This is a genomic window from Salmonella sp. NW884 (assembly GCF_051700745.1).
Lineage (GTDB): Bacteria > Pseudomonadota > Gammaproteobacteria > Enterobacterales > Enterobacteriaceae > Salmonella > Salmonella enterica.
Map to the genome: position 1 here is coordinate 83,258 of NZ_JAMMDE010000004.1, position 22,805 is coordinate 106,062.

The 22,805-nt window shown below is 46.1% G+C and carries 23 protein-coding genes; 16 read left to right on the top strand and 7 right to left on the bottom strand.

Features of this window, described 5'->3' with window-relative positions:
- Nucleotides 1–215: 215 nt before the first annotated feature.
- The 3 genes from rpmB to mutM all read left to right on the top strand — a co-directional run bounded on the left by rpmB (nucleotide 216) and on the right by mutM (nucleotide 1,547).
- A complete protein-coding gene (gene rpmB / locus NA197_RS11045; RefSeq protein WP_001519051.1) occupies nucleotides 216–452 on the top strand; it encodes a 50S ribosomal protein L28 in 237 nt (78 codons plus the stop codon).
- A gap of 20 nt (nucleotides 453–472) precedes the next feature.
- Nucleotides 473–640 carry a 50S ribosomal protein L33 gene (gene rpmG / locus NA197_RS11050; RefSeq protein WP_001051798.1) on the top strand — a complete coding sequence of 56 codons (168 nt, stop codon included), beginning with the start codon at nucleotides 473–475 and terminating at the stop codon, nucleotides 638–640.
- Nucleotides 641–737: 97 nt separating this feature from the next.
- Complete coding sequence (gene mutM, locus NA197_RS11055) at nucleotides 738–1,547, top strand: bifunctional DNA-formamidopyrimidine glycosylase/DNA-(apurinic or apyrimidinic site) lyase (protein ID WP_001114508.1); 810 nt, start codon at nucleotides 738–740, stop codon at nucleotides 1,545–1,547.
- Between the two features lie 27 nt (nucleotides 1,548–1,574).
- On the opposite strand, the gene coaD is transcribed toward mutM, so the two are convergent.
- Both coaD and waaA read right to left on the bottom strand, forming a co-directional pair.
- Nucleotides 1,575–2,054, bottom strand: coding sequence for a pantetheine-phosphate adenylyltransferase (coaD, locus tag NA197_RS11060; protein WP_001171887.1), 480 nt, complete (start codon nucleotides 2,052–2,054; stop codon nucleotides 1,575–1,577).
- 8 nt (nucleotides 2,055–2,062) lie between these two features.
- A complete protein-coding gene (gene waaA / locus NA197_RS11065; RefSeq protein WP_000891583.1) occupies nucleotides 2,063–3,340 on the bottom strand; it encodes a lipid IV(A) 3-deoxy-D-manno-octulosonic acid transferase in 1,278 nt (425 codons plus the stop codon).
- Between the two features lie 408 nt (nucleotides 3,341–3,748).
- Here waaA and rfaQ point away from each other — a divergent pair, with 408 nt between their 5' ends.
- The 10 genes from rfaQ (at nucleotide 3,749) to NA197_RS11115 (ending at nucleotide 13,848) form a co-directional block, all read left to right on the top strand.
- Nucleotides 3,749–4,819, top strand: coding sequence for a lipopolysaccharide core heptosyltransferase RfaQ (gene rfaQ, locus NA197_RS11070; RefSeq protein ID WP_074181599.1), 1,071 nt, complete (start codon nucleotides 3,749–3,751; stop codon nucleotides 4,817–4,819).
- Complete coding sequence (locus NA197_RS11075; protein ID WP_001261583.1) at nucleotides 4,816–5,940, top strand: glycosyltransferase family 4 protein; 1,125 nt, start codon at nucleotides 4,816–4,818, stop codon at nucleotides 5,938–5,940. The genes rfaQ and NA197_RS11075 overlap by 4 nt, the downstream gene beginning before the upstream one ends.
- Nucleotides 5,933–6,730, top strand: coding sequence for a lipopolysaccharide core heptose(I) kinase RfaP (gene rfaP, locus NA197_RS11080; RefSeq protein WP_023227678.1), 798 nt, complete (start codon nucleotides 5,933–5,935; stop codon nucleotides 6,728–6,730). Before NA197_RS11075 ends, rfaP begins: the two co-directional genes overlap by 8 nt.
- Before the next feature lie 36 nt (nucleotides 6,731–6,766).
- Nucleotides 6,767–7,708, top strand: a complete 942-nt coding sequence (locus NA197_RS11085) for a glycosyltransferase family 52 (RefSeq protein WP_052931558.1) — start codon at nucleotides 6,767–6,769, stop codon at nucleotides 7,706–7,708.
- 85 nt (nucleotides 7,709–7,793) lie between these two features.
- Nucleotides 7,794–8,873, top strand: coding sequence for a lipopolysaccharide 1,6-galactosyltransferase (gene waaB, locus NA197_RS11090; RefSeq protein WP_023227676.1), 1,080 nt, complete (start codon nucleotides 7,794–7,796; stop codon nucleotides 8,871–8,873).
- Between the two features lie 5 nt (nucleotides 8,874–8,878).
- Nucleotides 8,879–9,892, top strand: a complete 1,014-nt coding sequence (gene waaO / locus NA197_RS11095; protein ID WP_000088491.1) for a lipopolysaccharide 3-alpha-galactosyltransferase — start codon at nucleotides 8,879–8,881, stop codon at nucleotides 9,890–9,892.
- Nucleotides 9,893–9,909: 17 nt separating this feature from the next.
- Complete coding sequence (gene rfaJ, locus NA197_RS11100; protein WP_023227675.1) at nucleotides 9,910–10,923, top strand: lipopolysaccharide 1,2-glucosyltransferase RfaJ; 1,014 nt, start codon at nucleotides 9,910–9,912, stop codon at nucleotides 10,921–10,923.
- Nucleotides 10,924–10,945: 22 nt separating this feature from the next.
- The gene (gene rfaY / locus NA197_RS11105) at nucleotides 10,946–11,644 is read left to right on the top strand and encodes a lipopolysaccharide core heptose(II) kinase RfaY (RefSeq protein ID WP_000582820.1); all 699 of its coding nucleotides are present in this window, start codon (nucleotides 10,946–10,948) and stop codon (nucleotides 11,642–11,644) included.
- 149 nt (nucleotides 11,645–11,793) lie between these two features.
- Nucleotides 11,794–12,603: a 3-deoxy-D-manno-oct-2-ulosonate III transferase WaaZ gene (gene waaZ / locus NA197_RS11110; RefSeq protein WP_000536017.1), complete on the top strand. Its 810-nt coding sequence runs from the start codon at nucleotides 11,794–11,796 to the stop codon at nucleotides 12,601–12,603.
- A 99-nt stretch (nucleotides 12,604–12,702) separates the two neighbouring features.
- The gene (locus tag NA197_RS11115; RefSeq protein WP_023227674.1) at nucleotides 12,703–13,848 is read left to right on the top strand and encodes a lipopolysaccharide N-acetylglucosaminyltransferase; all 1,146 of its coding nucleotides are present in this window, start codon (nucleotides 12,703–12,705) and stop codon (nucleotides 13,846–13,848) included.
- A 55-nt stretch (nucleotides 13,849–13,903) separates the two neighbouring features.
- Here the strand turns inward: NA197_RS11115 and rfaL are convergent, their stop codons facing one another.
- The 4 genes from rfaL to rfaD are packed head-to-tail and all read right to left on the bottom strand — an operon-like array spanning nucleotide 13,904 to nucleotide 18,092.
- A complete protein-coding gene (rfaL, locus tag NA197_RS11120; protein ID WP_023227673.1) occupies nucleotides 13,904–15,118 on the bottom strand; it encodes an O-antigen ligase RfaL in 1,215 nt (404 codons plus the stop codon).
- 39 nt (nucleotides 15,119–15,157) lie between these two features.
- Nucleotides 15,158–16,111: a lipopolysaccharide heptosyltransferase RfaC gene (gene rfaC, locus NA197_RS11125; RefSeq protein ID WP_064043159.1), complete on the bottom strand. Its 954-nt coding sequence runs from the start codon at nucleotides 16,109–16,111 to the stop codon at nucleotides 15,158–15,160.
- Entirely contained in the window at nucleotides 16,111–17,157 is a 1,047-nt protein-coding gene (rfaF, locus tag NA197_RS11130; RefSeq protein WP_000699208.1) for an ADP-heptose--LPS heptosyltransferase RfaF, read from the bottom strand. The genes rfaC and rfaF overlap by 1 nt, the downstream gene beginning before the upstream one ends.
- A gap of 2 nt (nucleotides 17,158–17,159) precedes the next feature.
- On the bottom strand, nucleotides 17,160–18,092 hold the full coding sequence (gene rfaD / locus NA197_RS11135) for an ADP-glyceromanno-heptose 6-epimerase (RefSeq protein ID WP_000587771.1): 933 nt from the start codon (nucleotides 18,090–18,092) through the stop codon (nucleotides 17,160–17,162).
- Nucleotides 18,093–18,294: 202 nt separating this feature from the next.
- Between rfaD and kbl the strand changes: the two genes are divergently transcribed.
- The 3 genes from kbl (at nucleotide 18,295) to NA197_RS11150 (ending at nucleotide 21,853) form a co-directional block, all read left to right on the top strand.
- Complete coding sequence (gene kbl, locus NA197_RS11140; protein WP_001213791.1) at nucleotides 18,295–19,491, top strand: glycine C-acetyltransferase; 1,197 nt, start codon at nucleotides 18,295–18,297, stop codon at nucleotides 19,489–19,491.
- A 9-nt stretch (nucleotides 19,492–19,500) separates the two neighbouring features.
- Complete coding sequence (gene tdh, locus NA197_RS11145; RefSeq protein WP_000645990.1) at nucleotides 19,501–20,526, top strand: L-threonine 3-dehydrogenase; 1,026 nt, start codon at nucleotides 19,501–19,503, stop codon at nucleotides 20,524–20,526.
- Nucleotides 20,527–20,818: 292 nt separating this feature from the next.
- Nucleotides 20,819–21,853 (top strand): glycosyltransferase, encoded by a 1,035-nt coding sequence (locus tag NA197_RS11150; RefSeq protein ID WP_023234009.1) that lies wholly within the window; start codon nucleotides 20,819–20,821, stop codon nucleotides 21,851–21,853.
- Here NA197_RS11150 and NA197_RS11155 read toward each other — a convergent pair.
- The gene (locus NA197_RS11155) at nucleotides 21,840–22,802 is read right to left on the bottom strand and encodes a divergent polysaccharide deacetylase family protein (protein WP_001627139.1); all 963 of its coding nucleotides are present in this window, start codon (nucleotides 22,800–22,802) and stop codon (nucleotides 21,840–21,842) included. The two genes, NA197_RS11150 and NA197_RS11155, sit on opposite strands and share 14 nt — an antisense overlap.
- Nucleotides 22,803–22,805: the final 3 nt, after the last annotated feature.

The window sequence follows — 22,805 nt, forward strand, 5'->3', positions numbered from 1 at the left end:
TTCTTTGCGCGATCCATCGGGATCTTTGTCTGTTCGGGACTTGAGCATATCGCCGGGTCAGCGTATACTACGCCACCTTTGAGAATCTCGGGTTTGGCATTTGGGCCTGGCAATCGAGAGTTCAATAGAACTGCGCGATGACCAGGCTGTAAAGCCTGACGAGGCGCCGATACCCCATACGAAGCTCGAGCTAATTTGATTTTTGGAGAATAGACATGTCCCGAGTCTGCCAAGTTACTGGCAAGCGTCCGGTGACCGGTAACAACCGTTCCCACGCACTGAACGCGACTAAACGCCGTTTCCTGCCTAACCTGCACTCTCACCGTTTCTGGGTTGAGAGCGAGAAGCGTTTTGTCACCCTGCGTGTATCTGCTAAAGGTATGCGTATCATCGATAAAAAAGGCATCGAAACAGTTCTGTCTGAACTGCGTGCCCGTGGCGAAAAGTACTAAGTACTAAGAGGAAATAAATCATGGCTAAAGGTATTCGTGAGAAAATCAAGCTGGTTTCTTCTGCTGGTACTGGTCACTTCTATACCACGACGAAGAACAAACGTACTAAGCCGGAAAAACTGGAACTGAAAAAATTCGATCCAGTTGTCCGTCAGCACGTGATCTACAAAGAAGCGAAAATCAAATAATTCTCGCTTTGATGTAACAAAAACCTCGCTTCGGCGGGGTTTTTTGTTTTCTGGCCGTCCCCATATTAATGAGACCTGCCACACAGCCGGAGACGTTATGCCTGAATTACCCGAAGTTGAAACCAGCCGCCGGGGTATTGAACCTCATTTAGTTGGCGCTACTATCCTGCACGCCCATATCCGTAACGGTCGTCTGCGCTGGCCGGTTTCAGATGAAATTTATCGTCTGAGCGATACACCCGTCCTTAGCGTTCAGCGTCGTGCTAAATATCTACTGCTGGAGCTGCCTGACGGCTGGATAATTATTCACCTGGGGATGTCGGGAAGCTTGCGGATACTGCCGGAAGCGCTGCCGGCGGAAAAGCACGACCATGTCGATTTGGTGATGAGCAACGGCAAAATTCTACGTTATACCGATCCTCGCCGCTTTGGCGCCTGGTTATGGACCAAAGAGCTGGAAGGGCATAACGTACTGGCGCATCTGGGACCGGAGCCGCTAAGCGATGAGTTTAATGGCGAATATTTGCAGCAGAAATGCGCGAAGAAGAAGACGGCGATTAAACCCTGGCTGATGGATAACAAGCTGGTGGTCGGCGTGGGGAATATCTACGCCAGCGAGTCGCTGTTTGCCGCTGGTATTCACCCTGACCGCCTGGCGTCGTCACTCTCGACAGAGGAGTGCGACCTGCTGGCGCGGGTGATTAAAGCCGTTTTGCTGCGCTCTATTGAACAAGGCGGGACAACGCTGAAGGATTTTCTGCAAAGCGATGGGAAACCGGGCTATTTTGCGCAGGAGTTGCAGGTGTACGGGCGCAAAGGCGAGCCGTGTCGGGTATGCGGTACGCCGATAGTCGCAACGAAACACGCACAGCGTGCGACGTTCTATTGCCGTCACTGTCAGAAGTAAAATGCCAGGCCCGGCAAGGAAGGAAACTTATTTCAACTTATCCATTAGCGCCTGATGCACATTGTCCGGCAGAAAGTGGGTCACATCGCCCTGATGGCGCGCCACTTCTTTGACCAGCGACGATGAAATAAACGACCACTCTTTGGACGGCATCAGGAAAACGCTTTCCAGTTGCGGCATCAGATGGCGATTCATATGCGCCAACTGCATTTCATATTCAAAATCCGCCACCGCGCGCAGACCACGAATCAGGATATTCGCCTGTCTGTCGCGGGCGAAATTGGCCATCAGGTCGCTAAAGCCCACCACCTCTACGTTACCCAGGTGTGCGGTCGCTTTTTGCGCCAGCGCCACACGCTCCTCCAGGGTGAACATGGGTTTCTTGCCGGGGCTGGCGGCGATGGCCAGAATGACATGGTCGAACATCTGCGTTGCGCGCGTCACAATATCGAGATGACCGTTAGTAATCGGATCAAACGTACCTGGATAAATCGCCCGTTTTTGCATGACAGTCCTCAATGCGTTTTCGGTGGCAGATAAGGTTCCAGCAGTTGCAGCAGACGCTGGAGCGCGCCCTGATTTTGATACAGCACTTCAACTGCGTGACGTCCGTAGAAATTACGATAATCAGCGTCGGTCAGTAAAGAGGAAACTTCTTTTGCCAGCGTAGCCGCATCGGTAATCGTGATAAGTCCGCTCGCCTGATCCAGACGGGCGCAAATATCTTTAAAGTTAAAGGTATGCGGACCCATCAGTACCGGAATCGCATGAGCGGCGGCCTCCAGCGGGTTGTGACCGCCGCGTTCAACCAGCGAACCACCAACAAAGGCGAGATCGGCAATGCCATAGAGCAACATTAATTCGCCCATGGTATCGCCTACCACGACCTGGGTGCTGGCGGACGGTACTTCGCCCGAAGAGCGAGTGATGTAGCTTAACCCTGCCTGACGCACAAGATTGATAGCATCCGGGAAACGCTCCGGATGGCGGGGCACCAGAATCAGTAATAAATTCGGGAATTGATGTAATAACGCCTGGTGAGCGGCGATAACGATACTCTCTTCGCCATCGTGGGTGCTGGTGGCAATCCAGACCGGACGGTGCGGCGCCCACTGGCTACGTAGCGTAACGGCTTTAGCCGCCAGTTGCGGCGTAACTGAAATATCAAATTTCAGACTGCCGGTGACCGTGACCTGATTGTTCTTCGCGCCCAATGCCACAAAGCGTTCGCCATCTTCTTCGTTTTGCGCGGCAATAAGGGTGATACGGCGCAGGAGCGTACGGACAAACTTGCCAAGCTTCGCATAACCCGCGGCGGAGCGGGCGGAAAGCCGCGCATTAGCGATAACCAGCGGAATATGACGTTTGTGCAGCGCAGCAATCAGATTTGGCCAGAGCTCAGTCTCCATGATCAATACCAGCTTAGGATCAATCTTATTGAGGAAACGATTGAGCGCATCGGGCAAATCATAAGGCAAGTAAACGTGCTGAACATCGTTGCCAAAGGCGGACTGGACGCGCTCCGAGCCGGTCGGCGTCATGGTCGTTACGGTAATAGGCAGATCGGGATAGCGATGACGTAGAGCGCGGACCAATGGGATGGCCGCCAGAGTTTCGCCCACCGAGACGGAATGCAGCATGATTCCGCCCGGTTTCAACGGACGGCGGTAGAATCCGTAGCGTTCACCCCAGCGTTTACGATAGGCCGGCGCTTTACGTCCACGCACCCAAAGCCGTATCCAGATCAGAGGCTGAATAAGGTAGAGAAGAGCGGTGTAAAGCAATTCGAGCATAGTAAATAGCTGACTTATGGATGTGCTGGGGATTCTATGTATTTAGCCTGGGCTTTACCATTACTTTTCCCATTTTTGCGCCAAATTGGCTCAGAAGCGAGGATTCCAGGCGCTGAACCCCATTATTTTTGCATTTTTACGCAATCCATTGAAATTTGCCGCCCTTGTCGCCCCAGACAATGGGAATGACCATTCACAAGAGAGGGATAAATTAATATCTCTTTGAATTTATGATTAAAAAAATGATTGTGTATAAAAATTATTCGTATCGGATTGCTGCGAAAGAAGTGTTACACTAGCGCATCTAAAATGAGTGCGGTATTAGCCATCGGGTTGCTGTGAAGCCTGGGGCGGTAGCGTGCTTTTTTCTGCTTATTTATCCGGACAATTTCAACCAAAGAGTCGCTTGTGGAAAAGCCATTTCGAAGAATTCTGATTATAAAAATGCGTTTTCATGGAGACATGTTACTTACCACTCCTGTCATCAGCACGCTGAAGCAGAATTATCCCGATGCAAAAATCGATGTGCTTCTTTACCAGAACACCATACCGATATTGTCGGAAAATCCGGAGATTAATGCACTCTACGGCATCAGTAACAAAGGCGCAGGAACAAAAGAGAAGATCAAAAACGCGCTATCGTTAATCAAAAAATTGCGTGCTAACTCGTATGATCTGGTCGTCAATCTCACCGATCAGTGGAGCGTGGCGCTTATTGTGCGTTTTTTAAACGCAAAAATAAAAATCTCGCAAGATTTCGGTAATCGTCAGTCTGCTTTATGGAAAAAAAGCTTTACGCATTTAGTACCTTATGCGGGAGAACATGCTGTTGAGCGCACATTATCCGCGCTAAAGCCGTTAGCGCTAAAACAGTATGTCACAGAAACCACCATGAGCTATCGCCCGGAACATTGGGAAAACATGCGACAACAGCTCAAACAACTTGGTGTGACCCGACAATATATTGTTATTCAGCCTACGGCACGGCAGCTATTTAAGTGCTGGGATAATGATAAATTCTCGCAGGTTATTGATGCCGTGCAGCGCCGCGGTTATCAGGTTGTACTGACGTCAGGCCCGGCCGCAGACGAGATGGCCTGCGTGGATGCTATTGCATGCGGCTGTGAAACAAAACCGGTTACTGGTCTGGCGGGTAAAACTCGCTTTCCTGAATTGGGCGCGTTGATTGACCATGCGGATCTCTTTATCGGCGTTGATTCGGCCCCTGGTCATATTGCCGCAGCAGTCAAAACGCCGGTCATTTGCCTTTTCGGCGCGACGGATCATGTGTTCTGGCGTCCCTGGACCGACGACATCATTCAGTTTTGGGCAGGAAATTATCAGCCGATGCCTGAACGGCATGAGCTTGATCGTAATAAAAAATACCTTTCCGTGATTCCGGCTGAAGATGTTATCGCCGCGACGGAAAAAATGCTGCCGCATGAGGCACGCCCCATAGATTTGGACAGCCTGCTATGAGAGTTGCCTTTTGCTTATATAAATATTTTCCTTTTGGCGGTCTGCAGCGTGATTTTATGCGTATTGCTCAAACCGTGGCGGCGCGAGGTCATCAGGTTCGTGTTTATACTCAGTCATGGGAAGGGGAATGCCCGGATAACTTTGAATTAATCCGCGTGCCGGTTAAATCCCGGACGAACCACGGTCGTAACGCAGAATATTATGCCTGGGTGCAACACCATTTGCGCGACCATCCTGTCGATCGGGTGGTTGGGTTCAATAAGATGCCAGGCCTTGATGTGTATTACGCCGCAGACGTGTGTTACGCCGAAAAAGTTGCACAGGAAAAAGGATTTTTCTATCGCCTGACATCACGCTATCGGCATTATGCTGCTTTTGAACGCGCCACGTTTGAACACGGCAAGCAGACGCAACTATTAATGCTGACGAATAAGCAGATTGCTGACTTCCAAAAACATTATCAGACTGAGGCGGAGCGTTTTCATATTCTTCCTCCGGGGATTTACCCGGATAGAAAATATAGCCAACAGATCCCGAACAGTCGTCAAATTTATCGTCAGAAAAATGGTATCTCAGAACAGCAAAAATTACTGTTGCAAGTAGGGTCTGACTTTACCCGTAAAGGTGTGGATCGCTCTATTGAAGCGCTGGCATCGCTACCCGAATCTTTACGGCAAAATACGGTGCTCTATGTTGTCGGGCAGGATAAGCCGAAGAAGTTTGCAGCACTGGCTGAAAGAAGCGGCGTCGGCACGAATGTGCATTTTTTCTCCGGACGTAATGATATTGCGGAGTTAATGGCGGCAGCCGACCTTTTACTGCATCCAGCCTATCAGGAAGCTGCTGGTATTGTTTTGCTGGAAGCCATTACTGCTGGTTTGCCGGTGCTGACAACCGCGGTATGCGGTTATGCACATTATATTGTGGATGCAAACTGTGGCGAAGCGATGACGGAACCTTTCCGCCAGGATGCGCTAAATGAGGTTTTACTCAGAGCGCTGACACAGCCTTCCTTACGCAGCGCCTGGGCTGAAAATGCGCGGTATTATGCTGATACCCAGGATTTATACAGCTTACCGGAGAAGGCCGCAGATATTATCACAGGTGATTTAGATGGTTGAGCTGAAAGCGCCGTTAACCACACTATGGCGCGGTAAAGATGCTTTTGAGGAAGTGAAAACGTTACAGGGCGAAGTGTTCAGAGAACTGGAGACGCGTCGAACATTGCGGTTTGAGCTGGACGGCAAAAGCTACTTCCTGAAGTGGCATAAAGGCACTTCGCTGAAAGAAATTGTGAAGAACCTGATTTCGTTACGTATGCCTGTTCTGGGCGCTGACAGAGAATGGCACGCCATTCATCGTCTACATGAGCTGGGCGTTGATACGATGCACGGCGTTGGTTTTGGTGAAAAAGGCGTAAACCCGCTAACCAGAACATCATTTATTATCACCGAAGATTTAACGCCTACCATTAGCCTTGAAGACTACTGTGTTGACTGGGCTGTTAATCCACCGGACGCGCAGGTGAAGTGGATGATTATTAAGCGTGTTGCGACTATGGTACGTAAAATGCACGCCGGGGGAATTAACCATCGCGACTGTTATATTTGCCACTTTCTTCTGCATTTACCTTTCACTGGTCGCGAAGAGGATTTAAAAATCTCCGTAATCGACCTGCATCGCGCGCAGATACGTCAGCACGTTCCCCTTCGCTGGCGTGACAAAGATTTAATTGGGCTTTATTTTTCTTCAATGAATATTGGCCTGACTCAGCGAGATATATTCCGGTTTATGCGTGAGTATTTCTCTCTCCCCCTGCGAGAGATTTTGCAAAAAGAATCGGGGTTGATTCATCAGGCGGATGTTAAAGCCGCTCGAATTAAAGAAAGAACAATAAGAAAAAATCTTTAATATAAATTTTGTATTTATAAATAGCATAGAGGCTGTATGTTCCTTTTCATATGCATGACTAACTTACAATTGCTCATTGCGCGGTCAATTATAGAAAAAGAGCAGTTGAAGAGTGTTGATGTTTTATTTATTGGCGATGTGCATAACGTAAAAAATCAGTACTATTTAAAAAAAATCCAACCGTTATGTCGGCACTCAAGCATAGTCTCTCAGGTTTCAAAATTTTCGGCATTTAAAACAATTCATAGAACACGGTATGCTAAAAAAATCATGGAATCATATGCCAGAGAATATCATACCGTTTTCTTTGCGAATTTTCATGTCCCGCTTATACACCATATTTTATCGTGTATCTCTTTTTCTGAAATAAAAACCTTTGATGACGGTACAAATAATATTAATCAGCAAAGTATAATGTATAAAAATAAGAATATAAGCGCAATATCAAAGTTAATACGAAAGCTGATGGGGCGTAAATATCATAAAGATGAAATATTAAAGTTAGACGCAAAGCATTACACTCTATTCCCTAATAGAACTAACATAATTAAAAACACCGAGGGAATTATATTGGTACACCACAACGCTCTTCCTGATACGAATAATGGCTTTAAAAAAATATTATTGGGCACTGTATATACTGATGCGTTAAAAAATAAAGAGGATGAGAGTGTTTTTCTTCAGCATCTTCAGATGTTTATCAAGAAAGAAGCGGTTGATATATATATACCACACCCTCGATATGACTCTCATCAGTTTAATGATGTATTGAATGTTAAGTCTGAGTTGATAGCTGAGGACATTATTTTAGAATATCTTGATAAAGGGATGTTATTAGAGATATATGGATTTAATAGCACGGTTCAGTATAACCTAAATAATATCTCAGCTATCAAAAACTATAAAATAACCAGTCCTTTTCTAAAAGATAGCTTTAATCATGGGCTGGGCTTCGATTTTAATCAGGTCTCAGTATAAATATAGTGTTGATCGGGTTTGTTCTTACAGTATTTTAAAAGTGAAGGAAACCGAATAACATGAGTGACAGTAAATGGTGACTTCATTGAAAATAGCGTTTATTGGCGAAGCGGTATCTGGCTTCGGAGGGATGGAAACCGTTATTAGCAACGTTATCCATACGTTTGAAAATAGCTCTCCGAAAATCAACTGTGAAATGTTTTTCTTTTGTCGTAATGACAAAATGGATAAAGCATGGCTAAAAGAGATTAAATATGCGCAATCATTCTCAAATATAAAATTAAGTTTTCTTCGTCGAGCTAAGCATGTTTATAATTTTAGTCAGTGGCTGAAAGAAACGTCACCGGATATTGTGATATGTATTGATGTTATCTCATGTCTTTATGCCAATAAAGCACGTAAGAAAAGTGGTAAACAATTTACTATTTTCTCGTGGCCGCATTTTTCGCTCGACCATAAAAAACATGCAGAATGTATAACGTACGCGGATTATCATCTGGCCATCAGTAGTGGTATTAAAGAACAGATGATGGCACGGGGGATCTCAGAGCAAGATATTAGCGTCGTTTACAATCCTGTCTCTATTAAAACAATCATTGTGCCGCCGCCTGAGCGCGATAAACCCGCTGTATTTCTCTATGTAGGGCGTCTTAAATTTGAAGGGCAGAAAAGAGTTAAAGATTTATTTGATGGCTTAGCTCGTACGACAGGGGAATGGCAGCTACATATTATTGGTGATGGCTCAGATTTTGAAAAGTGCCAGGCCTATAGCCGGGAGCTTGGTATTGAGCAGCGTGTGATCTGGTATGGTTGGCAAAGCGCGCCGTGGCAAGTCGTACAGCAAAAAATAAAAAATGTTACCGCGTTACTACTTACCTCTGCATTTGAGGGATTTCCTATGACTCTGCTGGAAGCAATGTCATATGGAATTCCATGTATTAGTTCTGATTGTATGTCTGGTCCGCGCGATATGATTAAACCCGGTTTGAATGGTGAGCTTTACACTCCGGGTGCTATAGATGATTTTGTAGGACACCTTAATCGAGTCATTTCCGGTGAAGTAAAATATCAGCATGATATTATTCCCGGCACGATTGAGCGATTTTACGATGTGCTATATTTTAAAAATTTTAATAATGCGATATTCTCGAAATTACAAAAGTGATCACTATGAGCAGAAAATATTTTGAAGAAGAAGTCATTCAACAGACTTTAGATTATAACTATGCACAACATAGTGATGCTAATAAATTTAATATAGCTTATGGGATTGATAAAAACTTTCTTTTTGGCTGTGGTGTCTCTATTGCATCGGTTCTCATTGCTAACCGTGAGAAGGCGTTAGCTTTCCATGTTTTTACCGATTTCTTTGGCCCTGAAGATCAGCAGCGATTTGATGCATTAGCAAAACAGTACGCTACGCAGATTGTTGTTTATCTCATTGACTGTGAGCGATTAAAATCGCTACCCAGTACCAAAAACTGGACCTATGCAACATACTTTAGATTCATTATTGCCGACTATTTTTCAGATAAAACAGATAGAGTGCTTTATCTGGATGCAGATATTGCATGTAAGGGAAGTATTCAGGAACTTATTGATCTTAATTTTGCTGAAAATGAGATTGCGGCGGTTGTTGCTGAAGGCGAGTTGGAGTGGTGGACTAAGCGCTCGGTTAGCCTGGCAACGCCTGGGCTGGTTTCTGGCTATTTTAATGCCGGTTTTATTTTAATTAACATACCTCTTTGGACCGCAGAAAATATCTCTAAGAAAGCGATTGAAATGCTAAAAGATCCGGAGGTAGTACAGCGCATAACGCACCTTGATCAGGATGTATTAAATATATTGTTAGTGAATAAAGCGCGTTTTGTTGATAAAAAATTTAATACGCAATTTAGTCTTAACTATGAATTAAAAGATTCAGTTATTAATCCAGTTGATGCTGAGACTGTATTTGTTCATTATATCGGACCAACGAAGCCCTGGCATAGTTGGGGGGCTTACCCCGTGTCACAATATTTTTTACGGGCTAAGAGCAACTCACCATGGTCTCATTGTGCACTTTTAAATCCAGTCACTAGCCATCAGTTACGTTATGCGGCAAAGCATATGTTTAATCAGAAGCATTATACTTCGGGTATAAATTATTATATAGCCTACTTTAAACGTAAACTTCTTGAATAAAACCCATAGGTGATGTAATGGATTCATTTCCTGAGATAGAAATAGCTGAATATAAAGTTTTTGATGAAAGTAATAATAATAATGATGATAACGTATTAAACATTTCTTATGGCGTTGATGAAAACTATCTTGATGGTGTGGGGGTGTCAATTGCTTCAGTTGTACTAAACAATAATATCCCGCTCGCTTTTCACATTATTTGTGATTCATACTCTCCGTGTTTTGTAAAATATATAGAGCGTTTAGCCGTACAGCATCACGTAAAAATTTCTCTTTATCTTATTAAAGTAGAAAGCCTTGAGGTATTGCCTCAAACTAAAGTATGGTCGAGAGCAATGTATTTTCGTTTATTTGCTTTCGATTATCTCAGCAAGAAGGTAAACACCTTACTTTATTTGGATGCCGATGTTGTATGCAAAGGATCTTTGCAAGATCTTCTACAGCTTGATTTGACAGAGAAGATTGCTGCGGTCGTAAAAGATGTTGATTCCATCCAGAATAAGGTAAATGAGAGATTAAGCGCTTTTAATTTACAAGGTGGTTATTTTAACTCCGGCGTGGTTTTTGTTAACCTGAAATTATGGAAAGAGAATGCCTTAACCAAAAAGGCATTTTTACTTTTGGCAGGTAAAGAGGCTGACTCTTTTAAATATCCCGATCAGGATGTTTTGAATATTCTCCTACAGGATAAAGTCATTTTTCTACCGCGACCGTATAATACCATTTATACTATTAAAAGTGAGTTGAAAGATAAGTCACATAAAAAATATAGCAATATAATTAATGATAATACTATTTTAATTCATTATACGGGCGCTACAAAACCATGGCATGCCTGGGCAAATTATCCTTCAGTTATCTATTATAAAAATGCACGACTGAACTCGCCCTGGAAAGATTTTCCCGCAAAAGATGCGCGTACCATAGTTGAATTTAAGAAGCGATATAAACATCTTCTCGTGCAAGGTCATTACTTTAAAGGCCTTCTGGCTGGAAGCGCATATCTTTATCGTAAACTTTTCCACAAATAATTCTCTTCCCTAAATCTCCATTATGATTATTGAAAAAAAGGTTAAAAACTATACCGTCTTTGTCAAAAAAGACGGTGAAAAATACATTGAGATATTCAAAGATTTTCTATCTTATAATCATCAGGTTATTAAAGTTTTCCGTAATATAGAAGATACAAAAGTTGTATTGATTAATACAGACTACGGAAAATATATTCTCAAAGTATTTAGTCCAAAAGTAAAAAATACTGAACGATTTTTCAAATCGTTAGTAAAAGGAGATTACTACGAAAAGCTTTTTCATCAGACAGATCGTGTGCGGCGTGAAGGGTTTGCGGCGCTTAATGATTTTTACCTGCTGGCGGAAATTAAAACATTACGCTATGTAAAAACATACGTGATGATAATTGAGTATATTGAAGGTATTGAACTTGTTGATATGCCAGAAATTTCTGACGAGGTGAGAGGAAAAATCAAACAGTCGATATATTCTCTGCATCAGCATGGTATGGTTTCGGGCGATCCCCATAAAGGTAACTTTATCCTGCAAGGCAATGAGATCAGAATTATCGATTTGTCCGGAAAAAGACCTTCCAGACAACGAAAAGCAAAGGATCGTATTGATTTAGAAAGACATTATGGTATCAAAAATAATGTGAGAGATATCGGATTTTACTTATTGATTTATAAGAAAAAACTCCGAAATTTCCTTCGTCGTATTAAGGGTAAGGAAAAGCGCTGATCAATGTAGCACGTTTGGTTTAATTTAAGGGGCTGACTGACTTTTATTTGCTGCAGCGTTATGACATACTTGAGAGAATTTGAGATGTAATATTAGTTATTGAATATAACATTTATTTATAGGTTGCATGATAAACATACGAGTTTTTTATGGGCAGCGTTAACTTCATAACTCACGCCGATGTTCTGCAACTTATTGCGAAAAGAACGGCTGAAGATTGTATTATTTTTCTTTCTGGTCCTACGTCCAGAAAGACGCCGCTGTCCTTGTTACGAATGAAAGATGTCATTGCAGTCAATGGTTCTGTTCAATATTTGCTAAACAATAACGTCAAGCCATTTTTGTACCTTCTGACGGATGTTCGCTTCCTCCATCGCCGGCGCGAAGATTTTTATAACTTTAGCCGTAACAGTCAGTTTACTATCGTCAATCTTGATGTGTACGAACAGGCTTCAGTGGATGATCAAAAATATATTGAAGAAAACTGTTTAATTATTCGCTCCTTTTATCGCCGAGAAAAAGGGGGCTTTTTAAAGAAAATTAAATTTAATATCCTCAAGCGGGTTCATAAAGCATTACTTATTTCAGTTCCTCTTTCGAAAAGAGGGCGACTGGCTGGATTTTGCAAGGATATCAGCATCGGGTATTGCTCTTGCCATACTATTGCTTATACCGCTATTCAGGTTGCCTATTCCCTCAAGTATGGTCGTATTATATGTTCTGGGCTTGACTTAACAGGAAGTTGCCCACGTTTCTATGACGAATCTACCAGCCCTATGCCATCTGAACTTAGTAAAGACCTGTTTAAAATACTGCCATTTTTTACTTTTATGAGAAAAAATGTGAGTGATTTAAATATCTTTAATTTATCAGATGATACTGCAATTCATTACGATATTATTCCATATATTACAGCCTCGGAACTTGAGGATGAAATATATTACGATAAAATTGTCTAGATACTAGATAAATCATTATTTTGCGTTGCTTCGGCACGCATTTCTTTTTGTATAACATTTCTTTTTCTATAAAGTTAACTATTCTGGATTATAGCTATTATGATTAAAAAAATCATATTTACTGTTACTCCTATATTTTCAATTCCTCCTCGTGGCGCGGCTGCGGTAGAAACCTGGATTTACCAGGTTGCAAAACGATTATCAATACCGAATGCTATTGCTTGTATAAAGAATGCCGGCTATCCTGAATATAATAAAATAAACGATAACTGTGATATTCATTACATTGGGTTTAGTAAAGTTTATAAGCGTCTTTTTCAGAAATGGACTCGTCTCGACCCACTACCCTATTCCCAGCGCATCCTTAATATTAGAGATAAAGTGACTACCCAGGAAGATAGCGTCATTGTTATTCATAATAGTATGAAACTGTATCGGCAGATCAGAGAGCGCAATCCGAAAGCAAAACTGGTTATGCACATGCATAACGCATTTGAACCAGAACTTCCTGATAAGGATGCAAAAATTATCGTGCCCAGTCAGTTTCTTAAAGCGTTTTATGAAGAAAGATTGCCCGCCGCTGCTGTTAGTATTGTGCCTAATGGTTTTTGTGCTGAGACTTATAAAAGAAACCCACAAGATAATCTTCGTCAGCAATTAAATATTGCAGAAGATGCCACTGTTCTCTTATATGCCGGGAGAATTTCGCCTGATAAAGGCATCCTGTTGCTTTTGCAGGCGTTCAAACAATTACGTACCTTAAGAAGTAATATTAAACTTGTCGTTGTTGGCGACCCTTATGCAAGCCGCAAGGGTGAAAAAGCAGAGTATCAAAAGAAAGTACTGGACGCTGCAAAAGAGATTGGAACTGATTGTATTATGGCTGGGGGGCAATCTCCTGACCAGATGCATAACTTCTATCATATAGCCGATCTGGTTATCGTGCCATCTCAGGTTGAAGAAGCATTTTGCATGGTGGCTGTAGAAGCGATGGCAGCAGGAAAAGCGGTTCTTGCCAGCAAAAAAGGGGGGATTAGCGAATTTGTGTTAGATGGCATAACGGGCTATCACCTCGCAGAACCTATGTCGAGCGACAGTATAATTAATGATATTAACCGTGCGCTTGCTGATAAGGAACGCCACCAGATTGCCGAAAAAGCAAAATCCCTGGTGTTTTCAAAATACAGTTGGGAAAATGTAGCGCAGCGTTTCGAGGAACAAATGAAAAACTGGTTTGATAAGTGATTGAGTCCTGATGATGGAAAACGCGCTGATACCGTAATAAGTATCAGCGCGTTTTTTATCTATTTCTTAGCGCCAGCAGAAAACCGGTAATGATACCAATTTGAGCAATATCGACCTGTTCAAAATTGCCACGAACGATATAAAAACCGACGAAAGATAAAAATAGCAAGAGATGAGCATTGTAGGGGCTTATCTCTACTTTCCTGAAGGTAGAGCTGGCTGTTTCCCTGATGATAGCGCCATATAAATAGACCAGGCTCGCCAGACCCAATATGCCTGCACTAAACCAGATGTACAGAATGGTATTATGCGGACCGATAGATTCTTTAAAGGTCCACGTTGGATAATCGACAACGCGTTTATTATAAACACCATCATACACATCATTACCATAGCCGTAGCCCTTGATCGGGTTTTCCTGAATCAGTATCCACGCGGTGCCCTGGGTTCCGTTAGTATAACGATATGAGCTATCTGTCTGCTGTAATTTATACAGTAAATGTTCTGGGTCTGGTTTGTTATTATGTTGAGTGATAACCAAAGCGCCGATAATGGCTAATAAAATGGCACCAACTCCTATTAACTTCCATTGGCGGTTCAGTATTGCCCACAGAACACCTACTATAAGCACCGCCAACCATGCCCCTCGCGATAGGGTTCCCAGGATAAAGAAAAGGTAGATGGCGCTAAGCACCAAAAAAACCAACTTAATTGAATTTTTTCTAAACAACCAAATATTCAATAATGCTGGAAATAAGAAAACCATGGAATCGGACATATGTCGATGCGCATAGCTTATGAATGGCATAATCCCTTTATTATAGTCCTCGATATACAGAATACTCTCTGCAAGGCAGCGAAGTCCTAAACTTGTTAAAAAGGAGAAAAGTACTATTTTCGCAACCGTTTCTTTTGTTTCATCTTTTAATAGTACGGGAATTAATAAAGTATATAATAAGAAACCCTCCAGTACCGTATTTTCAAATTCCTTGAAACTTTCTTTCATATCTGGCGATATGAGTATGGAATAAACAAGGATTAATGATAATACTGCTACGCTATAAAATACGCTATTTTTGAAAAGAGGGGGGAAACTTTTCGGTGAGCGTGAGACCTGATAAATCGCGGTGATAACCATAAGTATGATTATCAAATGTTTATAACGCGTAATACCATCCAGAAAATACGTGGCAACAAAAAGAAAAACCAGCGCTTTATTCCAGATCGGCTTCCATTTCTCTTTATTTAACGTTAATGATGTGGTTAGCATCTTTTCTCCACAATAGGTTTGGGATGAGACAGAGTCTCTTTAATGAATCTTTCCAAATACGCTTGTGGCATCTAAATTCGCCAGGTTTTGTTCTGGTGAGCAGCATGCCATTTGGTTCTTCCCATAACCTCCAATTAACCCAGGGTCCGTTGGGCCATATAGCGTAATATTCGGTCTGTCGAGCGCGGCGGTGAGATGGCTCAGGCCGGTATCAACCGATACGACAAATTTTGCGCCAGCCAGCACTCTGGCGACCTCCTCCAGGCTCATGCGCGGTAACACATCCACATAGTCAAAGCCTTCGGCCAGTCGTTTAGCCCGGGCCTCCTCATGAGGCGCGCCCCAGGGAAGTTTTATCCGTAATCCGGTGTTGCCCACCATACCGATAAGCTCGCGCCAGTTTGCTTCCGGCCAGTGTTTATCATCGCGGGTCGTGGCATGTAAAAATACCGCATATGGATCGCTGACCGCCTGCTGGCAATGCAGAAAATGTTTTGCGATGGCATAATCGCCCTGCGACTGCGGTTTATCGTATCCCAGGCTTTTGGCGAACAGCTCGCGCGTCCGTTCAACCGCATGTTGTTGCTTTGCGATATGGTGTTTACGGTTATAGAACAGGCTGGCCAGCGGTTCGCGGGCGGTACTCCAGTCCATACCGTGCTTTATCCCATGCGCCAGACGCGTCACCAGCGCCGCGCTTTTCACCAGCCCCTGCGCATCAATCACAGCGTCGTATTGGTATGTGCATACCGCCCGATGAAAGGCTGTGCGTTCCGCTTTGATGGGCGCGGAAAACCAGGCCTTGCGCCAACGGCGAATAGCGACGGGAATCACGCGATCGACAGCACTGTGCCAGGACGGAATTTGCGCAAACCCTTCTTCGACAACCCAATCAAATTGAATCCCTGGAATAGCCTGTTGCGCGTCGGTAAGCGCAGGCAGGGTATGTAATACGTCGCCCATCGATGATGTTTTAACGATCAAAACCCGCATTAAACGCCCTCTTCCGACAACAGCGAATGAAGCTCTTCCAGAACCCGCTGCGGCGTGATATCGATCAGGCTCTGGTGATAGCCTTGCGCCGTATCACCTTTACGCACTTTGTGATAACCCGTAATGAGACGAATCACCCGGGCCTTATGAGACAGCGGTGGCGTGAAATCCGGGCTACTTGGGCCATACAAGGCGACCAGCGGGCGGTCGAGCGCCGCCGCGACGTGCATCAGCCCGGAATCGTTAGTGACGATGGCTTTACAGGCGGCTATCAGAATGACGGCCTGTTCCAGCTGGGTTTCCCCCGCCAGGTTGCGACACCATGCCTGCTGCTCGCTATTCAGCGCCGCCAGGATCTCATTTCCGGCTTCATGGTCTTTTGCCGAGCCAAACAGTACGACCTGATACCCTTCGTTAATGAGCTGTTTTGCCAGTTCGGCGTAGTGATAGTGCGGCCAACGTTTTGCCGGGCCAAATTCCGCGCCGGGGCAAAAGCCGATCAGAGGACGTTCAGAAGATAGCGAAAAGTCGCTGCACATCAGCGACTTTTCACCCTCGCTAACCTGGAGCTGTGGCCAGAGCAGCGGCTGCGGCAGATCTTTCGCCGTGCGCATCACGCCCTTGTCATAGGCCAGCGCCACGTAGCGCTCCACCATCAGCGGCCAGGCGTCTTTATCAAGGACGCGGGCATCGTTCAGCAGGCCATAGCGCATTTCGCCACGCCAGCCGGTACGGTGCGGGATATTGGCAAAGAAAGGAATCAGCGCCGATTTAAACGAATTTGGCAGCACCCAGGCGCGATCGTAGCGCCTCTCTCGCAGGCTATGGCCCAATCTGCGGCGCTCGCCGATTTCCAGCGCGCCGTGGCCCAGCGGCATGGGTATCGCCTCGTTAACTTCCGGCATACGCGATAACAACGGACGGCACCAGGCTGGCGCCATCACGTCGATTATCGCCTGGGGATAGCGCGCTTTAAGCGTGCGATAGAGACTTTGCGACATCATCATGTCGCCCACCCAGGACGGGCCAATGACCAAAATTTTCATACTTACGCGTCGCGGTTCAGCCAGGCCATATACTCCGTGACGCCTTCGGCGACGGTCTTAAAGGGTTTGTCATAGCCCGCGTTGCGTAGATTGGTTAAATCCGCCTGCGTAAACGCCTGATAGCGACCTTTCAGCTTATCCGGGAACGGAATGTATTCAATGCTGCCTTTTTTATGGTATGCCAGCGTCGCGTCGGCGACGGCCTGGAAAGATTCCGCACGGCCTGTGCCCAGGTTAAAGATGCCGGACTTGCCGCTTTCCAGGAACCACAGGTTAACGGCGGCCACATCGCCCACGTAAACGAAGTCGCGCTTGAAGTTTTCGCTGCCTTCAAACAGTTTCGGGCTTTCGCCGTTGTTTAACTGTGTATTCAGATGAAATGCCACGCTTGCCATGCTGCCTTTATGGCCTTCACGTGGTCCATAGACGTTGAAATAGCGGAAACCGACAATCTGCGAGTTCGCTTCTGGCAGGATCTGGCGCACATATTCATCAAACAGGAACTTAGAATAGCCGTAAACGTTAAGCGGTTTTTCGTATTCGCGCGATTCGATGAAATCAGACGTGCGACCGCCATAGGTGGCGGCAGAAGAGGCATAGAGGAACGGGATTTCGCGCTCAAGACAATAGTGCAGCAGCTCTTTGGAGTATTGATAGTTATTATCCATCATATACTTGCCGTCCCACTCGGTGGTGGAAGAGCAGGCGCCTTCATGGAAAATAGCTTCGATATCGCCGAGCTCTTCTCCGGACATAATCTGGATCAGGAAATCTTCCTTATCCATATAGTCAGCAATGTTCAGATCCACCAGGTTTACAAACTTGGTGCCGTCTTTCAGGTTATCCACCACCAGAATATCGGTGATACCTTTATCATTCAGGGCCTTAACGATATTGCTGCCGATAAAGCCCGCGCCGCCGGTAACGATGATCATAACTGTAACCTTTGAATTATGGTGTCAGAGACTGTCTCAGACATGAATGCTCTTATCATAACACTATTCATCCATTCACTGATAACCCGTGAGGATACGCGTGATTTATGCTGCATTTTAAAGAAGTGATGACGCGTCATCTCGTATCAACGTATCGCTTTGGGTAATATGTGCTGAAATTTGCCCAGTCTGGAGAATCGCAATGCGTGGGGATTTTTACAAACAGTTAACCAACGATCTGGAAACCGCTCGGGCGGAAGGATTGTTTAAAGAAGAGCGCATTATTACGTCTGCGCAGCAGGCGGATATCACCGTGGCGGATGGAAGCCACGTTATTAACTTTTGCGCCAATAACTATCTCGGGCTGGCGAATCACCCTGAGCTGATTAATGCCGCAAAAGCGGGCATGGACAGCCACGGTTTCGGTATGGCGTCCGTGCGTTTTATCTGCGGCACCCAGGACAGCCACAAAGCGCTGGAGCAAAAGCTGGCAAGCTTCCTCGGCATGGAAGATGCGATTCTGTATTCCTCCTGTTTCGACGCTAACGGCGGCTTGTTTGAGACGTTGCTGGGCGCGGAAGACGCTATTATTTCCGACGCGCTGAACCACGCGTCTATCATTGACGGCGTGCGTTTGTGTAAAGCGAAGCGCTATCGCTATGCCAACAACGATATGGCTGAGCTGGAAGCACGGCTGAAAGAGGCGCGTGAGGCCGGCGCGCGTCATGTCCTGATCGCCACCGACGGGGTGTTCTCAATGGATGGCGTCATCGCCAATCTGAAAGGCGTCTGTGATCTGGCCGATAAATACGATGCGCTGGTGATGGTTGATGATTCTCACGCGGTAGGCTTTGTCGGCGAAAACGGTCGCGGTTCCCATGAATACTGCGACGTAATGGGCCGCGTAGATATTATTACCGGTACGCTGGGCAAAGCGTTAGGCGGCGCATCCGGCGGCTATACCGCGGCGCGTAAAGAGGTCGTTGAGTGGTTGCGTCAGCGTTCCCGCCCATATCTGTTCTCCAACTCCCTGGCGCCGGCGATCGTGGCGGCTTCTATTAAAGTGTTAGAGATGGTGGAAGCGGGCGCAGAACTGCGCGAGCGCTTGTGGGCGAACGCCCGGCAGTTCCGTGAGCAGATGTCTGCCGCGGGATTTACGCTGGCAGGCGCGGATCACGCCATCATTCCGGTAATGCTGGGAGATGCGGTTGTCGCGCAGAAATTTGCCCGCGAACTGCAAAAAGAGGGCATTTACGTTACCGGTTTCTTCTATCCGGTCGTACCAAAAGGTCAGGCGCGTATTCGTACCCAGATGTCTGCGGCGCATACGCCTGAGCAAATTACGCGTGCGGTAGACGCGTTCACGCGTATTGGTAAACAACTGGGCGTGATTGCCTGAGGATGTAAGATGAAAGCGTTATCCAAACTGAAAGCGGAAGAGGGCATCTGGATGACCGACGTTCCGGAACCGGAAGTCGGCCATAACGATTTGCTGATTAAAATCCGTAAAACAGCCATCTGCGGTACTGACGTTCACATCTATAACTGGGATGACTGGTCGCAAAAAACCATCCCGGTTCCGATGGTCGTGGGGCATGAATATGTCGGCGAAGTGGTCGGCATCGGTCAGGAAGTGAAAGGCTTTAAAATCGGCGATCGCGTCTCCGGCGAAGGTCATATCACCTGCGGTCATTGCCGCAACTGCCGTGGCGGTCGTACTCACCTGTGTCGCAACACCACCGGCGTAGGCGTTAATCGTCCCGGCTGCTTCGCGGAATACCTGGTCATCCCGGCGTTCAATGCGTTTAAAATCCCGGATAACATTTCTGATGATTTAGCCTCTATTTTCGACCCGTTTGGTAATGCGGTGCATACGGCGCTGTCTTTCGATCTGGTCGGCGAAGATGTACTGGTATCGGGGGCGGGGCCAATCGGCGTAATGGCCGCCGCGGTGGCGAAACATGTCGGCGCGCGTCATGTGGTGATTACTGACGTCAATGAATACCGTCTGGAGCTGGCGCGCAAAATGGGCGTCACCCGCGCGGTCAACGTCGCGAAAGAGAGCCTGAACGACGTCATGGCGGAGCTGGGAATGACCGAAGGGTTCGATGTGGGTCTGGAGATGTCCGGCGCGCCGCCGGCGTTTCGTACCATGCTGGACACCATGAATCACGGCGGTCGTATTGCGATGCTGGGGATTCCGCCATCAGATATGTCTATCGACTGGACAAAAGTCATCTTTAAAGGCTTGTTCATTAAAGGTATTTATGGTCGTGAGATGTTCGAAACGTGGTACAAAATGGCGGCGCTGATCCAGTCCGGTCTGGATCTGTCACCGATTATCACCCATCGTTTCTCTATTGATGATTTCCAGAAAGGTTTTGATGCCATGCGTTCAGGCCAGTCAGGAAAAGTTATTCTGAGCTGGGATTAATATGTATGGAGACCCGATAATTTTATCGGGTCTGATATACGTTTCATCGTAAAAGGTTGGTGTCATTCGCCAACCTTTTTTGTTAGGGAAAATCTGGAAAGCCGTAAAGAATTGTCATAGACATCAAGCATTCGTAATTGCGCTTTACTCTTATTTTACTCGCTAACGTCACGCTCTACTCTGAGTTTTGTGCTTGCTTTTTACTGTAAAAATTAATTATGGCGGCTTAATAGTTTCTTAATAGAGCCACAGTATAAAGGCAGGGTAAATTAAGGTTTTTCTGGTAATCGTTATGAAAAATAGTAAAACCAAAGTGAGTATCATTATCCCGTTATATAATGCGGGAGCGGATTTTAATGCTTGCATGGCGTCGTTAATCGCGCAAACGTGGTCGGCGCTGGAAATTATTATTGTGAATGATGGATCGACGGATCATTCCGTTGAGATAGCAAAACATTACGCGGAACATTACCCACATGTTCGACTGCTTCATCAGGCCAATGCTGGCGCATCTGTCGCCCGTAATCTTGGCCTGCAAGCAGCGACCGGCGATTACGTCGCCTTTGTCGATGCGGATGACCTGGTCTACCCGAAGATGTATGAAACGCTGATGACTATGGCGCTTAACGATGATCTGGACGTTGCGCAGTGTAATGCGGACTGGTGCGTCCGAAAAACCGGGCACGCCTGGCAATCTATTCCGACCGATCGTCTGCGCTCCACCGGAGTATTAAGTGGACCGGATTGGTTGCGTATGGCGCTGGCCTCTCGGCGCTGGACGCATGTTGTCTGGATGGGCGTTTATCGACGTGCGTTAATTACCGATAACAATATTACTTTCGTTCCCGGACTACATCATCAGGACATATTATGGTCGACGGAAGTTATGTTTAATGCCACGCGCGTACGTTATACCGAACAATCATTATATAAATATTTCCTGCATGATAATTCGGTAAGCCGTTTGCAAAGACAAGGCAATAAAAATCTTAATTATCAGCGGCATTATATTAAAATTACGCGATTATTAGAAAAGCTCAATCGTGATTATGCCCGTCGTATTCCGATTTACCCGGAATTTCGCCAGCAAATTACCTGGGAAGCGTTACGCGTTTGTCATGCGGTACGTAAAGAGCCTGATATTTTGACCCGCCAGCGTATGATTGCCGAAATTTTTACTTCTGGCATGTATAGACGGATGATGGCTAACGTCCGCAGCGCGAAAGCGGCTTATCAGACGCTGATCTGGTCCTTCCGGCTGTGGCAATGGCGCGACAAAACCTTGTCGCACCGTCGTATGGCCCGTAAGGCGCTCAATCTGTCTTAGCGCTCATGTTTTTAGGCGCGGCGATTTTCCCCCAGCCTTGCCACTGGTGCTGAAACCAGACAATCACGGAACTTTGCGTAATGCTCTCGCCGATGACGCTGAAAAAGCGCGTAGCGTAGACCGGTTGCAGCGGTTTTTTCGGCTTGCACATCTTCACGCCGCGGAAGGGATTGCGCGGCGCGTCAATTTTCTGCGGCGTCACACCAGGTCGGGACGTATCTACCTGCGGTTCGTTGAGCAGGCTGCCTGGACGTACCAGGGTGATATCCGCCGGCAGGCGATAAACCATCTGTTGCAGCACGCGAACCGTTGCGGGATGTGGATGACCAATCGCGATAGCGGAACCGTTGCGACGGGCCAGTTCGATAGCGCGATTAAACTGACGACGGATATCCGCCTCGTTTTGCGTATCGTCGAGGAACACTTTGCGCTTGATCACTTTCACACCCGTACCGGATGCCGCGCGCATCGCCTGGCTATTGCCAATCGTCATGCTGTCGAGAAAATAGAGATTGTAATGTTCCAGCGCCTGCATAACTTTTTGCATACCGAACAGGCTGGAAGTCATTGCGCTGCCCATGTGGTTATTAAGCCCGACGGCATACGGCACGTTGTTTACCGCCTCGCGGATAATGCGCTCGATCTCATCGCTGCTCATATCTGGTCGCAGCGTATCCTTCTCCAGCGGCTGTTTGCTTAGCGGCGCCATCGGCAGGTGGATTAACACCTCATGCCCGCTATTGTGCGCTTTAGTCGCCATTTCGCGCGCGTGCGGCGCGTTGGGCAGTACAGCGACGGAGATGTTTGGCGGCAGCGCCAGAACCTGGTTTTCCGTGTGCGGGCGATAGCCAAAATCATCAATCACGATGGCGAGCTTGCCAGCGAAAACGGGATGTGCAAACGCCAGCAAAGTAGCCAGCGTGAGAATGGAGCGACGAAACTGAGGCAAAAC